The sequence below is a fragment of the Sphingomonas sp. Root710 genome, from assembly GCF_001429065.1.
GTDB lineage: Bacteria > Pseudomonadota > Alphaproteobacteria > Sphingomonadales > Sphingomonadaceae > Rhizorhabdus.
This window is the reverse complement of sequence record NZ_LMIB01000015.1, coordinates 85,833-100,556: the sequence shown is the minus strand read 5'-3', so window position 1 is coordinate 100,556 and position 14,724 is coordinate 85,833. Positions and strand designations below refer to the sequence as shown.

Sequence of the window (14,724 nt, the reverse complement as noted above, 5' to 3'; positions counted from 1 at the left end):
CCGCTTGGGCGAGCCAAGCAATGTCGCAACCCGGTTTCGGCCGAGCACATATGCTCTTCTCCATCTACCATAAGCATAGCTAGTCCGAAAGATTTGTTCTTATTTTGTTCTTGTAAACTCGCCCGTTTCGACTATAGTCTCCGGCTGTCTTTGCAGGAGTGCAGCCGCCCATGAGCCAGTTGATCAGCGAGGACGATCAGTCCGAACCCGCGCCCGTCATTCCCATCCCTGAATGGCCCGACGATCCGATGGCGATGCTGAACAAGATGCTCGCCGAGCAGTCGGCGTCGCTCCATCTCATGTTCTATGATCTGCGCGATTATGGGGCGAGTATCTTCCCCGATGCGCCTGGCTACGCCCAGGCCTATATCCGGCTGGCGCTCCGGGCGCAGTCCAATTGCCGCGCCGCGCTGGAGACGATCGCGCGGGCGGATCAGGCCGATCGTGTCGGGCGCGCCGCGCGCCAGGGCGATGCGGACGACCGGGCATGAACCTCGCCCCCGCCGCTGTTGCCGGTGCCGCTGGCGCGCGCGCTGCCGCCGCTTCCGCTTCCGCTCCCGTCTTCGCTTCCGCCGGGCAGCCCGCCATTCTCGCCGCCGCGCCCCGCTGCGGCGCGCGCACGCGCAGCGGGGCGGCCTGTCAGTCGCCCGCGATCCGCGGGGCGCATCGCTGCCGCATGCATGGCGGGCGGGGCAGCGGCGCGCCGCGCGGCAATCGCAATGCCTGGAAGCATGGCCTCCGCTCCGCGCCCGTCCGCGCGATCGCCCGCTATATGCGCGCCACCCGCGCGGGCCTGCTTGTGGTGATGCCGGCGCCGCGCCTGCCGGCCGATTTTGGAAGGGACGGGCGCGCGCCGAACATAAAATTCGCCGAACAACCCCATGCACCCGGAAAGTCGGCCGCCTTCGGCGTGCCGCGTCGTGACGATGCTATGGGGAAATATGGCGCGCCCGGAACGATTCGAACGTCCGACCCTCAGATTCGTAGTCTGATGCTCTATCCAGCTGAGCTACGGGCGCGTTGTGGGGGGCTAGCTAGTCGGGTTGGCCGCGCGGCGCAACCCCGTTGCGCAGATTTTCTGCGAAGCCTAGACCCGGGGCGATGATGATCCCCCGTTTTGCCGCCGCGCTGCCGGTGTTGTCCGCCTTGCCGGCCCTTGCCGCCCTGTCCGCCCTCGCGTCCTGCGCCGACACGCGCAGCGGCTATCCGTCGCTCGCGCCGCGCCCCGTCGAGCGGGCGGTGATGCAGGCCGATCCTGCGCCCGCCGCGCCGGTCGCGGGTCCGGCGGCAACGCCGCTGCCCGCCTCGGCCGATATCGCGCAGATCGTCGCGCGGGCGCAGGCGGCGGACGCGGCCTTCCGTACGGCGCTGGACAAGGCCCGGCCGCAGATCGCCGCCGGGCGCACCGCGGCGGAGGGCAGCGAAGCCTGGGTGGTCGGGCAGCAGGCCTATAGCGACGTCGAATCGTTGCGCGCGCCGGTGGGCGAGGCGCTGGCCGAGCTCGACCGGCGGCGCGAGGCGGCGACCGAGGCGGGGCGCGCCGACGAGGCCGCCGCGATCGCCGAGGCGGGGTTGCAGGTCCAGGCGCTCGACGAGGCCGGGCGCGCGCTGCTCGCCAGCCTGATCGCGGGCTGACCATGAACGATTTTTCAGGGGCCGACCTGTCCCTCACCGATCTTTCCAGGCCGCCCGTCGCGGCGCAGCGGCCGCACAGCTACAGCCATCATGGCATCACCATCGACGATCCCTGGGCCTGGCTGAAGGACCCGAAATATCCGGTCGTCGATGACGAGGATATCCTCGCCTATCTGCGCGAGGAGAATGCCTATTTCGAGAAGGCGATGCAGCCGCACGCGGCGCTGGTCGATGCGCTGTTCGCCGAGATGAAGGGCCGTCTGAAGGAGGACGACGCGAGCGTGCCCCAGAAGGACGGCGACTGGCTCTACTGGTGGGCGTTCAAGCCCGGCGGGCAATATCGCATCTGGTATCGCCGCCCGGCCGCGGGCGGGCCCGATGCGGTGATCCTCGACGAACCGGCCGAGGCCGCCGCCGTAGACTATTTCCGGCTCCAGGTGCTGAGCGTCAGCCCCGACGGCAAACTCGCCGCCTGGTCGGCCGACAGCAGCGGCGCCGAACGCTTCGTGCTCAAGATCCGCGATCTCGCGACCGGCGAGGATATCGAGACGGTCAGCGCGGTCACCAACGGCGCGGTCGCCTGGGGCGCGGATTCCAGGAGCCTCGTCTATACCGAGGTCAACGACAACTGGCGCACCTACCGCGCCCGCCTCCACATCCTCGGCAGCGATCCGGCGACCGATCGCACCCTCTATGAGGAGACCGAGGAACTCGGCTTCAACGTCGGGGTCGGCAAGACCCAGGACGATGCATGGATCGTCATCGCCACCGGCGACAACCAGACCAGCGAGGTCCGCCTTGTCCCCGCCGCCGATCCCGCCGCCGCGCCGCTATTGGTGAGCCCGCGCCAGACCAAGCGCGAATATTCGGTCGACAGCGCGCACGGAACGCTCTGGATCCTGACCAATGACGAGCATGTGAACTTTCGCGTGGCGCGCGCCGATCCGGCCAATCCCGGCAAGTGGGAGACGGTGATCGCGGGGTCGGACAGCGTCTATATCCGCGGCCTCACCAGCTTCGCGCGGCATATCGCGCTGACCGAGCGGGTCGACGGGCTCGATCAGGTGCGGCTGCGCGCCTATGACGGCAGCGAACACCGCGTCGCCTTTCCGGAGGCGAGCTACACCGCCGTGCTCGGCAGCAACCCCGAATATGATCCGCCCGCCTATCGGCTGCACTATGCGTCGATGGTCACGCCGCAGACGGTGTTCGACTATGATCCCGCCGCGCGGGCGCTGACCACGCTCAAGGTGCAGGAGATACCCTCGGGCTTCGATCCCTCGCTCTACGCGACCGAGCGGCTGATGGTCCCCGCGCGCGACGGCAAGCTGATCCCGGTGTCGGTGCTCTATCGCAAGGGCTTTCCGCGCGATGGATCGGGCAAGCTCTTCCTCTATGCCTATGGCGCCTATGGCCATGCGATCCCGCCGGGCTTCTCGACCGTGCGGCTGTCGATGGTCGATCGCGGCTGGGCCTATGCGATCGCGCATATCCGCGGCGGCGACGATCTCGGTTATGACTGGTATCTCCAGGGCAAGGCCGAGGCGCGCTGGAACACCTTCCACGACTTCTCCGACGCGGCGAAGGGGCTGATCGCCGCCGGGCTGACCAGCGCGGGCAAGATCGCGATCAACGGCGGATCGGCGGGGGGCGAACTGATGGGCGTCGTCGCCAACACCGATCCCGAACTGTGGGGCGCGGTGGTGGCCGATGTGCCTTTCGTCGACGTGCTCAACACCATGCTCGACGCCGATCTGCCGCTGACCCCGGGCGAATGGCCCGAATGGGGCAACCCGATCACCGACAAGGCTGCGTTCGATCTGATCCGCAGCTACAGCCCCTATGACAATGTCGCGGCGAAGCCCTATCCGCCGATGCTGATCACCGGCGGCCTCAACGATCCGCGCGTCACCTATTGGGAGCCCGCCAAATGGGCCGCCCGCCTGCGCGCGACCAAGACCGACGACAATCTGCTGCTGCTCAAGATCAACATGGGCGCGGGCCATGGCGGCAAGTCCGGCCGCTATGACAGCCTGCGCGAGGACGCCGAGGCCTATGCCTTCGTCCTGACGCAGATGGGTGGCGCGTAGGGCTTCAGTCCCGCGCCGCCCGTAACGCCGCGCCGGCGGCAAAGGGGGCGAGGGCGGTCAGCAGCAGCGCGGCCGCGCCGAGCAGCTTGATCGCGCCCATGCCGCTGGCGTTGAGTGCGCCCGCGCCGAAGATCAGCAGCGGAACCGCGAGCGGCAGCATCACCAGCCCCGCCAGCGCCCCCGCGCCGCGCAGGCCCAGGGTCAGCGCGCTGGTCATCACCCCGAGCGCGGCGAGCGCCGGGGTGCCGATGGCGAGGCCGAGCTCGAGGCGGAGCAGTACATCGCCGTCGAGCTTGAGCAGTGCGGCGGCGGGCAGGGCGGCGATCATCAGCGGCGGGCCGAAGCCCAGCCAGTGCGCCGCGATCTTGGCGGCGGCGATCCCTTCGTCGGACAGGCCGCGCACCGCATATTGATCGAGCACGCCAGCGTCGGCGTCGGGCGCGATCAGCCGGTCGACCGGCAGCAGCGCCGCGAGCAGCGCCGCCATCCACAGCGCCCCGCCGCCGACCCGGCCGAGCAGCGCGCCGTCAGGGCCAACCGCGAAAGGAAAGAGCGTGGCGACCAACAGGAAGAAGATCAGCGGCAGCATCGCGCCGCCGCCCTGATAGGCAATCCGCACGTCGCGCCGGATGATCGCGCCCCAGACGCTCATGCGCGGTCTCCCAGCGCGATCGTGACGGCGCCGGGCAGGGCGAGCGGCTGGTGGGTCGCGACCATGACGATGCCGCCGCGCGCCCGGTGCGCCGCCATCGCCGCCGCGAGCCGGTCGAGCGAGGCGGTGTCGAGGCCGTTGCCGGGCTCGTCGAGCAGCCACAGCGCCGCCCGGCCCGCGATCACCCGGGCGAGCGCGGCGCGCTTGCGCTGGCCGGTCGACAGCATGTGTGCGGGCACCTGCGCCAGATTGGCGATCCCCATCGTGTCGAGCGCGGCGTCGACCTCGGCCTTGCCGACCCCGTCGAGCCGCGCCCAGTAGAGCAGGGCCCGGCCGAGCGGCAGGCGCCCGTCGAGCGCCGCCGCCTCCCCGGTGAAGGCGATCCCGCCCGCCCGATCGACCGTGCCCGCCGAAGGGCGCAGCAGTCCGGCGGCGATCCGCATCAGGCTCGACTTGCCCGCGCCGTTCGGCCCGGTGAGCAGCGCCGCGTCGCCCGCGCCCAGCGCGAAGCGCATGGCCTCGAACAGCAGCCGGTCGCCGCGCAGGCAGGCGACGCGGTCGAAAGCGAGCCGCGCGGCGCTCATCCGGCCAGTTCCTCCAGCCGGTGCATGTCCTCGTCCGACAGGCCGAAATGATGGCCGATCTCATGGATCACGACATGCGCGACGAGCGCTTCGAGCGTCACTCCGGTCTCGACCCATTCGTCGAGGATGGCGCGGCGATAGAGGTGGATCATGTCGGGCATCGTGCCGCTATGATCGATCGACTTCGATCCCACCGCGAGGCCGCTGTAGAGGCCGGTCAGCTCGAACGGGTTCTCGATCCCCATCTCGGCGAGGGTGGCGTCATCGGCGAACTCCTCGATATGGAGGACGACATTGCCGAGATGGGCGATGAACTCGGACGGCAGCTTCGCGATCGTCGCGCGCGCGATCGCCTCGATCCGTTCCGCGCCGGGCGCCATGGTTTGACCTTCGCTCATCTACCCGCGACATAGACAGCATATTCGGATCACGCCAGCGAGAGGACGCAGCCATGGCCATCGAACCCCTGAGCGACGAGGACCGCGCCGACGCGCTCGATGCGCTGTCCGACTGGGACTATGACGAGGCCCGCGACGCAATCAGCCGCAGCTTCACCTTCGCCGATTTCTCCGAAGCCTTCGCCTTCATGACCCGCGTCGCGCTCTATGCCGAAAAGCATGACCATCACCCCGAATGGTCGAACGTCTGGAACCGGGTCGACATCCTGCTGACCACGCATGACGCGGGCGGTTTGTCGGTGCGCGACGTGGCGATGGCGGAGGCGATTGAGGAGCTTGCGGGATAGGTCCTAATGCAGTTTGTTCTCTATTTGTTCTTGACATTCTCGCTGAAATCGTTATGAGCGATAGGCAGCGATAAAGCTGCGGCAACTGGAGAATGCCGTGACGAATTTTTCTAATAAAATCCCGCTGGCCCGGGACAGCACGCCGGATGATCCTCGATCCTATTGGGATAAATTGTTGATGGAGGAGCAACGCGCGAAAGCAACTGCCTATGCTGCCCCTACCCAGGTTACGGTAGATCCGAGTTGCGATTATATACCGGCCACCAAAGACCCAACGGTTCAAAAGGCAGCTTTGGCGGCTTTGAACCGCTCGATGCATGATGAGGCCGCTGGAAAGGCAGAACATGGATTTTATGCTTCTGAGAATATTTTTGGCGATGGTTATTCTGTCGGGCCGACCTTCACGTCCGGCTTTCAGCGCCGCATTGATTTGGAGCGAGCTTCACGGATGAAATCCGGATTGTTGCCGTCTTTAGCTAATGGCACTTATCCCCCTAGCGTCTTGGTACATGCTCACCCCAACAACAAATCCCCGTCGCCGGTCAGCGCAGCCGATCGGGGCGCTGCATCTAATTTGGGGCTTCCAGTCGCTGCGATCGATCGTGCAGGCATTTTGACCTGCACCCCTAGGCAAAAATAATAACGGGCGGTGGCTATCAGCAACGGTTATCGATTGTGCTGGCCGCCGCCTACCTAATCTCGATATCCAGTTCGTTTGGAAGTCCAGGCGACATATTGGGACCGCAAGCCCAGATGCGCGCTCTCTTGGAAGCGATATCATATTCTCCGCGAACAAGATCATATTCACGATCGTCGATATCAACCATCGGTGTACCGCTATGGAGGATGCGACCTGTCCGATACCCTTCGATACCGGCCTGAAAATAGGTAATCTCTATCTTGGAGAAATCATACCAGCGGCCAGTATCGGAGAGATTGACAAAACCCGCTAAAAAGCTCGGTTCAGACTTGTAATTATACAGGCGTGCCCAGCGCGACATTTGGCCGACACAGGGTATTATTGATAAACTTCTCTCGATTTTATCGATGACGACAGGCTCGGGTGCATGACCCCAAGGGCCGCTATTACAACCCGAAAGCATCACTAGCGTAAATGCCAGCAACCATGGGCGGTCAGCTATCAAGCTGGTATATCGGCTTATTGCCCAGTCCATCCATGCGCTGATTGACCTAGCCATATTGTTCTTTATATGTTCCGATAGAACGGTGTCAATTGTGTCTTGGAACGAGGGTCGAATATTCCGCTTCTGCCGAATGTCCGCAGCAGCCCGGCACTTGATCAAATTTGCGGGGGAGAAGGTGGAGCAATGGGGGGGCTGGGCGACTATTCCCTCCTCCTCCTGCCGTCACGGCTATTTTGGGGAATCGTTGGTTCCATATTTCTCGCGCTTGGCGTTATTTGGCTGATTGCTCGCTAGCCAATTTCAATCCGCTTTAGATTTGAACGCTATTTGTCTTGAAAGTCTATTATCCGGCTTCTGGCTGTTGCCGTTGAGGTCTGCCATCTTTCGACATCAGCCCCGCGACCACCGCGCGAAGATGGCGGTCGGCAGCAGCAGCCCGCGCGCCTCTTCGCGGACCGCCATCTCGCCCACTTCGACGGTGCCGCCGAGATCGGCCATCGCTTGGCGAAGCAGTTCGCCGATTGCCAGCGCCGACATGCGGATCGCGTAGACGGTGAGGACGAGGAATTTGGAGTTCTGGTCGAGCAGCGCGCGGCTGTCGGCGATCAGGGCGGGGAGATGTTCCTCCAGCCGCCAGGTCTCGCCATTGGGGCCGCGCCCAAATTTGGGCGGGTCGAGGAAGATGCCGTCGTAGCGGCGGCCGCGGCGTACCTCGCGCGCGGTGAACTTGGCGGCGTCGTCGACCATCCAGCGGATCGGCCGGTCGGCCATATCGCTGAGGAAGGCATTGGCCTTCGCGGCGTCGACCGACTTCTTCGACGCATCGACATGGGTGAGCTTCGCGCCCTTCGCCGCCAGCGCCAGCGTGCCGACGCCTGTGTAGCCGAACAGGTTCATCACCTCGTCGCCCTCGCCGGTCCGCTCGCGCATCCAGCTCCATTGCGGGGCCATGTCGGGGAAGAAGGCGAGGTGGCGGAAGGGGGTGTTCTGCGCGGTGAAGCGCACCTCTTCCCAGCGCATGTGCCAGCCACCGCGCGGAACGTCACGCGACAGATGCCATTTGCCGCCGCCATCCTCATCCGATGCACCGATGAAGTCGCCATCGGCTTCCCAGTTGTTCGAGGCGGGCGCCCACATCGCCTGCGGCTCGGGCCGGATGAAGCGGAAGCGGCCATAGCGTTCGAGCTTGCGGCCATGCCCGGAGTCGACGAGGCCGTAGTCGTCCCACGGTTCGGTGATGAGGGTGGTGAGATTCACGCTGCCGCCTTGAGCGCGGGCCCCACCGTCGCCAGCGTCTCGCGGCCTTCGAACAGACGGGCGCCGACCGCGCGGACCTGGTCCAGCGTGCAGGCGTCTATCTTCGCGACGATCGCGGCGGGATCGAGCGGCCTGCCATGGACGAGCGTCTGGAAGCCGAGCCGGTCGGCGCGGCCCTGGACCGATTCCAGCGCCATCAGGATCGTCGCGCGGATTTGCGCCTTGGCACGGGCCAATTCGGTCGGGGTCAGGTCGATCGCCGCCTGTTGCAAGATACCGCGCGACAGATCGGCGGCATGCTGCGCCTCGCGCCGCGCGGTCGCCAGATAGACCGTGAGCATGCCGGTGTCGCGCCACGCCGCCACCGAGCTGCCGACCGAATAGGCCAGGCCGCGTTCCTCGCGCACCGCCTGGAACAGCCGCGACGAGCTGCCTTCGCCCGCGGCCTGGCTGAACAGCATCAGCGGATAATAATCGGCGTCGAAATAGCCGACGCCTTCATAGCCGAACAAAATGTGCGCTGATTCCAGGGCGCGCTTCTCGACGAAGCTGCCGCCTTCGTAAACGGCGGGCTCAGCCACCGGGCGCGGGGCTGTCTCCATGTCGCCGAAGCGGGCCTCGGCCATGCCGATCAGCCGGTCGATGTCGATCTTGCCCGCGGCGGCAAGGACCATATTCTCCGGACGATAATATTTGCGGGTCCAGCCCTGGAGATCGCCGACCGAGATCGCGGCGATGCTCGCTTCGTCGCCCAGCACCGGGCGGCCGAAGGGCTGGCCCGGCCAGGCGGTCGAATGGAAATGGTCGTTGATGATGTCGTCGGGCAGGTCGCGGGCCTCGCCCAGTTCCTGCAGCACGACGTCCTTCTCGCGAATCAGGTCGCCCTCGTCGAAATGCGGCTTGCGGACCAGATCGGCGATCAGTTCGATACCGAGATCGAGATTCTCGGCGAGCAGCCGCGCCTGAAAGGCGGTCTGGTCACGCGAGGTGAAGGCGTTGAGATAGCCGCCGACATTCTCGACCGCTTCGGAAATCTCCCGCGCGCTGCGCCCGCCCGCGCCCTTGAACACCATATGCTCGAACAGATGGGCGAGGCCGTTGGTCCGCGCCTCCTCATGCCGTGCGCCGCAATCGACGTGCAGCCCGACCGCGATCGTCTCGACCCCCGCCATCGGTTCGGCGGCGATAGTGAAGCCGTTGGCCAGCCGGTGAAGATGCGGGCCGCTCATCGGATCAGACAGCCGCTACGGCCTGTTCGGCGACGAAGCCCTCGATCGCGCCGATCTCGGCGGGCAGGACGGTATAGCGTTCCTGCCGCTCGAACAGTTCGCCGATCCGGGCGGGCAGCGCGGGGCGGATACCGGTTGCGCGCTCGACGGCGTCGCCAAACTTGGCGGGGTGCGCGGTCGCCAGCGTCACCACCGGGATCGCGGGATCGAGCGCGGCGTCCTGCGCGGCGGCGAGGCCGATCGCGCTGTGCGGGTCGATCGTCTCGCCCGCCCGGTCATGCGCCCAGCGCATCGCGAGCTGCATCCGGTCGGCGTCGATTCGCGCGCTGGTGAAGAGCGCGGCGGCCTGGTCGCGCATTGGGGCGGGGATGTCGAAGCGCTTGCTCGCCTCGAAACCCTTCATCGCGGCCGACAGCGCGGCGCCGTCGCGGTCGTGCAGGTCGAACAACAGCCGCTCGAAGTTCGAGCTGACCTGGATGTCCATCGAGGGCGCTGCGGTCGGCGTCACCGATCCGACCGAATAGTCGCCCGCGGAGAGCGCACGGTGGAGGATGTCGTTGACGTTCGTGGCAACGATCAGCCGGGCGACGGGCAGACCCATCTTCGCGGCGACATAGCCAGCGAAGACATCGCCGAAATTGCCGGTCGGCACCGAGAAGGCGACCGGGCTGTCGGGCGCGCCGAGGCGTACGGCGGCGTAGAAATAATAGACGATCTGCGCCATCAGCCGCGCCCAGTTGATCGAATTGACCGCGGACAGGTTGAAGCGGCTGGCGAAAGCGGTGTCCGCGAACATGGCCTTTACCAGCGCCTGGGCGTCGTCGAAGCTGCCCTCGATCGCGATATTGTGGACGTTGGGGGCCAGCACCGTCGTCATCTGCCGCCGCTGCACCTCGGACACGCGGCCCTTGGGGTGGAGCATGAAGATGTCCACCTTGGCGCGGCCCGCCAGAGCGTCGATCGCCGCCGATCCGGTGTCGCCGCTGGTCGCGCCGATGACGGTGAGATGGGTGTCGCGATTGGCCAGAAAACGTTCGAACAGCAGGCCGAGAAGCTGGAGCGCGACATCCTTGAAGGCGAGGGTCGGGCCGTGGAACAGCTCCATCAGCCACTGGCGATGGTCGAGCTGCTTGATCGGCACGACGGCGGCATGGGCGAAGCGGCCATAAGCGGCCTCGCACAGGCTCTTGAGCGCGGCATCGTCCAGCGCGCCCGCGACGAAGGGACGCATGACCGCGACGGCGGTGTCGGCATAGGACAGGCCGCGCAGCGCCGCGATTTCCGCCTTGCTGAAGCTGGGGAAGTTTTCGGGCACGTAAAGCCCGCCGTCGGCGGCGAGTCCGGCGAGCGTTACGTCTTCGAATCCGAGGCGGGGCGCGTCGCCCCTGGTGCTGACATATTGCATGACCGGCGGCCCTTAGCGGGGCGGGGCCGGGACGGCAAGGAAATGAACCTATCCAGCGTGGATGGGATGCCGCTTTGCCATAGCATCGTGCATCGGCGACCCGGTTTGCGGACGCGACCGCTCATGGCGGGGCAGCGCGTCGATCGTATCGAACCAGCCGATCCGGCTCTCGCGCCAGATATGGAAGCGCGGCGGCAGGTCGATCGAGTCGTCGAGGGTGACAACGGTGAAGTCGATCTCGTCAGGTGCATGATCGACCACCATCGCGATCGGCGTGCCGCAATCGCCGCAGAACCAGCGCTCGCCGATATCGGACGAACGCCGGCACACGAGATCGCCCTTTTCCAGCAGGAAATCGGCGCGCGGGACCGTGGCGAACACGGTCGCGGGCGCGCCGCTCGACAGCTGGCACATCCGGCAATGGCAATAGCCTGCATCATAGGGCTCGGTCAGCAAGCGATAGCGGATCGCCCCGCACAGGCAGCCGCCGCGTCTTTCGGCTTCATCGAACATGTGCCTCTCCCGATCTGATCGGAGAGGGAACGGGCGCGGACGGAGCAAGTATCCGCTCTTTCACGCGAGCGGTTGGATTCGCGGGACGAAGTTAGAAGATCAGCCCGAGCGAGATGCGGATGTCGCGGGTCGATATGGCGTTGGTGTCCTCGACCGGGCGGAAGTCGTTATACGTAGCCCCCAGCGTCATCCGGCCCTTGGTCGCGCTGGTCGCGAGGCTCAGCGTATTGCCGTTGAGCGTGCTGATGCCATTGGCGGCGAAGCGGCGGTAGCTGGTCTGGGTGGCGCCCAGTTCGCCGAGATCGAGCCGGCTGCCGATCTGCCAATAGGTCGGCGCGCCGCCCGCGGCGTTCGCGACCGAGCCGGTTTGCCGGACATAACCCATCGCATAGTTCAGGCGGATATCCTCGCCGACCCTGCGGCTTCCTGCGAAGCGTGCGCCATAGATCTGGTTGAGCAGACGGAACTGGCTGTCGGCCAGGTTCCGCTGATCGATCTGATAGGCATAGCCGCTGAATGTGCCGAACCCGTTCGTCCAGTTGAGCTGCGCAAACAGGTTTTCGCCCGGCACCGTGGCGGGCAGCGGCCCCTCGGCGGCGGCCCATTGGCTGCTGCTCGACCAGGCATAAGCGAGATCGGCGCTGAGCCCCGGCAGCCCGCTCCACCGCAGGCGCGCGGCGTCGAAGGTCTGGTCGCCGTCGCGATCGCCGGTGAAGCTGGCGCTCGCCATGCCGAGATGCTGACGGCCGACGCTGATCTGGGTAGCGGGCAGACCGCGATATTCGAGCTTGAGCTCGCCGAGCTGGACGGCGTCGGGCCGGATCGGGACGCGCCCCGCGGTGGCGCTGGTCTCGGTCCTGCGGGCCTCGACCGCGGCATCGCCGACCGCCTCGATCGACCATAGACCCGACGACAGGCTGACCCCAGGCCGCGCGCGGAACAGGATCGCATCGTTCGCGCCCGCCAGCCGGTCGGCGGCATATTGTTCGTAGCGCAGCTCGGTGCCGAACAGCGGCGCTATGTGGAGGTCGATCGGCTGCGCGCCCAGCGGTGGGGCAGAGGCGAGCAGGGACAGGGCCAGCAAGCGACGCATGGAGTGACCTGAGCGAAGGAACGAAAGCAACGGATTTGGCGGCCAATTATCAGTATGGGGTTAACAAGCCCAGCGCGATTCGACGAAGCGTTTGACGAGCGGGGTGCGGCTTCTCTATATGCGCGCTCCGTCAGGCGGCCGGGTGGGCCGCCTTTTTGCGTTTCGGAGCTGTTTCAACGTCGAACTGAGGGAAGAAGGAGTTTTTGCCATGACCATCACCCCGCTCATGCCGGTCTATCCGCGGTGTGGCGTGCGTCCGGTCCGAGGCGAAGGCTGCTACCTGATCGGCGAGCGCGGCGAACGCTATCTGGATTTCGCCAGCGGTATCGCGGTCAACATGCTGGGGCATGGCCATCCGGCGCTGGTCAAGGCGATCGCCGACCAGGCGGCGACGCTGATGCACGTCTCCAATCTCTATGGCAGCCCGCAGGGCGAAGCCTTTGCGCAGAAGCTGGTCGACAAGACTTTCGCCGACACGGTGTTCTTCACCAATTCGGGCGCCGAGGCGGTGGAATGCGCGATCAAGACCGCGCGCCGCTATCATTATGTCAACGGCGCGCCCGAGCGGACCAAGATCATCAGCTTCGCCAACGCCTTCCATGGCCGGACGCTGGGCACGATCTCCGCCACCAACCAGCCCAAGATGCGCGACGGTTTCGAGCCGCTGCTGCCGGGCTTCGAGGTGGTGCCGTTCAACGATCTCGAGGCCGCGCGCGCCGCGGTGGACGGCACGACCGCGGGCTTCCTGGTCGAGCCGGTGCAGGGCGAGGGCGGCATGACCCCATCGACACAGGAATTCCTGAAGGGCCTGCGCCAGATCTGCGATGAGCACGGCCTTTTGCTGATCCTGGACGAGGTGCAGTGCGGCTATTGCCGGACCGGCAAGTTCTTCGCGCATGAACATTATGGCATCACGCCGGACATCATGGCGGTGGCCAAGGGCATCGGCGGCGGTTTCCCGCTCGGCGCGTGCCTCGCGACCGAGGAAGCGGCGAAGGGCATGGTGATCGGCACCCATGGCTCGACCTATGGCGGCAACCCGCTCGCCATGGCGGCGGGCGAGGCGGTGTTCGACGTCGCTGTCAACGACGCGTTTCTCGCCAATGTCACCAAGATGGGGGACTGGCTGCGCCAGGCGATCGAGCAGATGATCCCGAACCATGACGGCATCTTCGACAGCGTGCGCGGCCTGGGCCTGATGATCGGCATCAAGCTGAAGGATAGCGCCGAGGCGCGTGGTTTCGTCGCGCATCTGCGTGACAATCACGGATTGCTGACGGTGGCGGCTGGCGAGAATGTCGTCCGCATCCTGCCGCCGCTGGTGATCGAAGAAAGCCATATCGCGGAGTGCATCGAGAAGCTCTCGGCGGGCGCGCGCTCGTTTCCGTCTGCGTCATGACCCGGCATTTCATCGACCTCGCCGATGCGGGGGGAGACGGCCTGCGGGCCATGCTGGACGCTGCCAAGGCCCGGAAGGCGGCCCGCAAGGGCCTGCCCAAAGGCACGGCGGACGCCGACGCGCCGCTTGCCGGCTACACGCTGGCGATGATCTTTGAGAAGAACTCGACGCGGACCCGGGTTTCGTTCGACATGGCGATGCGGCAGCTGGGCGGCACGACGATCGTGATGGACGCGGGCAGCATGCAGCTCGGCCGCGGCGAGACGATCGCCGACACCGCGCGCGTGCTCAGCCGCTATGTCGACGCGATCATGATCCGCACCGACGATCATCAGAAGATCGCTGATCTGGCGCGATATGCCGACGTGCCTGTGATCAACGGGCTGACCGACCAGTCGCATCCCTGTCAGATCATGGCGGACCTGCTCACCATCCTCGAGCATAAGGGCCGCCTGAACGGCCTGACATGGGCGTGGCTGGGCGACGGCAACAACGTCCTCCATTCGATCGTCGAGGCGGGCAGCCTGCTCGACTTCCCGGTGCGGATCGCCTGCCCCGAGGGCTATGATCCCGATCCGGGCGTGATCGCTGCGGCCAGGGCACGCGGCGGCGACGTCACTGCCTCGCGCGATCCGGTTGCGGTGGCGCGCGGGGCCGATGTGATCGTCACCGACACCTGGATATCGATGGGGCAGGAGCATGCCGAGGAAAAGCTGGCGGCGATGATGCCGTTCCAGGTGAGCGAGGCGCTGATGGCGCAGGCCGCTCCCGATGCGGCCTTCCTCCACTGCCTGCCCGCGCATCGTGGCGAAGAGGTGGTCGACGCGGTGATGGACGGACCGCAATCGCTGATCTGGGACGAGGCCGAGAACCGGTTGCATGCCCAGAAGGCGGTGCTGCTCTGGTGCCTGGGCAAATTGGGATAAGCTGGCGGCGGGGTTGAAAAACCTCGCCGTCATGCTGACTTCGTGGGCGAT

16 protein-coding genes, 1 tRNA gene and 1 pseudogene are annotated in these 14,724 nt (G+C 66.1%); 8 read left to right on the top strand and 10 right to left on the bottom strand.

What is annotated here, in order from left to right:
• Positions 1 to 170 precede the first annotated feature (170 nt).
• Positions 171 to 491, top strand: a complete 321-nt coding sequence (locus ASE00_RS15505) for a hypothetical protein (protein WP_235538706.1) — start codon at positions 171 to 173, stop codon at positions 489 to 491.
• Positions 488 to 694, top strand: a pseudogene (locus ASE00_RS24495) (HGGxSTG domain-containing protein); the annotation flags it as partial. The gene ASE00_RS15505 and the pseudogene ASE00_RS24495, both read left to right, overlap by 4 nt.
• Positions 695 to 942: 248 nt before the next feature.
• Here the strand turns inward: ASE00_RS24495 and ASE00_RS15495 are convergent.
• Positions 943 to 1,019 (bottom strand) — tRNA-Arg (locus ASE00_RS15495).
• An 82-nt stretch (positions 1,020 to 1,101) separates the two neighbouring features.
• On the opposite strand from ASE00_RS15495, the gene ASE00_RS15490 reads away from it, so the two are divergent.
• Together ASE00_RS15490 and ASE00_RS15485 are read left to right on the top strand one after the other, a co-directional pair.
• Positions 1,102 to 1,635 (top strand): hypothetical protein, encoded by a 534-nt coding sequence (locus ASE00_RS15490; protein ID WP_056381958.1) that lies wholly within the window; start codon positions 1,102 to 1,104, stop codon positions 1,633 to 1,635.
• 2 nt (positions 1,636 to 1,637) lie between these two features.
• Positions 1,638 to 3,725 carry a S9 family peptidase gene (locus ASE00_RS15485; protein WP_156405460.1) on the top strand — a complete coding sequence of 696 codons (2,088 nt, stop codon included), beginning with the start codon at positions 1,638 to 1,640 and terminating at the stop codon, positions 3,723 to 3,725.
• Positions 3,726 to 3,729: 4 nt separating this feature from the next.
• Here the strand turns inward: ASE00_RS15485 and ccmB are convergent, their stop codons facing one another.
• The 3 genes from ccmB to ASE00_RS15470 are packed head-to-tail and all read right to left on the bottom strand — an operon-like array spanning position 3,730 to position 5,359.
• A complete protein-coding gene (gene ccmB / locus ASE00_RS15480) occupies positions 3,730 to 4,377 on the bottom strand; it encodes a heme exporter protein CcmB (protein ID WP_056381956.1) in 648 nt (215 codons plus the stop codon).
• Positions 4,374 to 4,961 (bottom strand): heme ABC exporter ATP-binding protein CcmA, encoded by a 588-nt coding sequence (gene ccmA / locus ASE00_RS15475; protein ID WP_056381954.1) that lies wholly within the window; start codon positions 4,959 to 4,961, stop codon positions 4,374 to 4,376. The genes ccmB and ccmA overlap by 4 nt, the downstream gene beginning before the upstream one ends.
• Entirely contained in the window at positions 4,958 to 5,359 is a 402-nt protein-coding gene (locus ASE00_RS15470) for a metallopeptidase family protein (protein WP_056381950.1), read from the bottom strand. The genes ccmA and ASE00_RS15470 overlap by 4 nt, the downstream gene beginning before the upstream one ends.
• Before the next feature lie 53 nt (positions 5,360 to 5,412).
• On the opposite strand from ASE00_RS15470, the gene ASE00_RS15465 reads away from it, so the two are divergent.
• Together ASE00_RS15465 and ASE00_RS23570 are read left to right on the top strand one after the other, a co-directional pair.
• Positions 5,413 to 5,706, top strand: a complete 294-nt coding sequence (locus tag ASE00_RS15465; protein WP_056381948.1) for a 4a-hydroxytetrahydrobiopterin dehydratase — start codon at positions 5,413 to 5,415, stop codon at positions 5,704 to 5,706.
• 97 nt (positions 5,707 to 5,803) lie between these two features.
• Positions 5,804 to 6,346 carry a hypothetical protein gene (locus ASE00_RS23570; RefSeq protein ID WP_156405459.1) on the top strand — a complete coding sequence of 181 codons (543 nt, stop codon included), beginning with the start codon at positions 5,804 to 5,806 and terminating at the stop codon, positions 6,344 to 6,346.
• Positions 6,347 to 6,395: 49 nt separating this feature from the next.
• Here ASE00_RS23570 and ASE00_RS23565 read toward each other — a convergent pair whose 3' ends face one another.
• From ASE00_RS23565 to ASE00_RS15440, 6 genes are all read right to left on the bottom strand, one after another.
• Positions 6,396 to 6,905 (bottom strand): hypothetical protein, encoded by a 510-nt coding sequence (locus ASE00_RS23565; RefSeq protein WP_156405458.1) that lies wholly within the window; start codon positions 6,903 to 6,905, stop codon positions 6,396 to 6,398.
• Between the two features lie 336 nt (positions 6,906 to 7,241).
• Positions 7,242 to 8,108, bottom strand: a complete 867-nt coding sequence (locus ASE00_RS15460) for a class I SAM-dependent methyltransferase (protein WP_056381946.1) — start codon at positions 8,106 to 8,108, stop codon at positions 7,242 to 7,244.
• Positions 8,105 to 9,337, bottom strand: a complete 1,233-nt coding sequence (locus tag ASE00_RS15455; protein WP_056381944.1) for a M16 family metallopeptidase — start codon at positions 9,335 to 9,337, stop codon at positions 8,105 to 8,107. Before ASE00_RS15455 ends, ASE00_RS15460 begins: the two co-directional genes overlap by 4 nt.
• 4 nt (positions 9,338 to 9,341) lie before the next feature.
• Positions 9,342 to 10,742, bottom strand: a complete 1,401-nt coding sequence (thrC, locus tag ASE00_RS15450; protein WP_056381943.1) for a threonine synthase — start codon at positions 10,740 to 10,742, stop codon at positions 9,342 to 9,344.
• A 48-nt stretch (positions 10,743 to 10,790) separates the two neighbouring features.
• A complete protein-coding gene (locus tag ASE00_RS15445; RefSeq protein ID WP_056381940.1) occupies positions 10,791 to 11,255 on the bottom strand; it encodes a GFA family protein in 465 nt (154 codons plus the stop codon).
• A 91-nt stretch (positions 11,256 to 11,346) separates the two neighbouring features.
• Positions 11,347 to 12,339: a hypothetical protein gene (locus ASE00_RS15440; protein WP_235538705.1), complete on the bottom strand. Its 993-nt coding sequence runs from the start codon at positions 12,337 to 12,339 to the stop codon at positions 11,347 to 11,349.
• A 217-nt stretch (positions 12,340 to 12,556) separates the two neighbouring features.
• Here ASE00_RS15440 and ASE00_RS15435 point away from each other — a divergent pair, with 217 nt between their 5' ends.
• Together ASE00_RS15435 and argF are read left to right on the top strand one after the other, a co-directional pair.
• A complete protein-coding gene (locus ASE00_RS15435; protein WP_056381936.1) occupies positions 12,557 to 13,747 on the top strand; it encodes an aspartate aminotransferase family protein in 1,191 nt (396 codons plus the stop codon).
• Positions 13,744 to 14,673, top strand: a complete 930-nt coding sequence (gene argF, locus ASE00_RS15430; RefSeq protein WP_056381935.1) for an ornithine carbamoyltransferase — start codon at positions 13,744 to 13,746, stop codon at positions 14,671 to 14,673. Before ASE00_RS15435 ends, argF begins: the two co-directional genes overlap by 4 nt.
• The last annotated feature ends 51 nt before the right edge of the window (positions 14,674 to 14,724 follow it).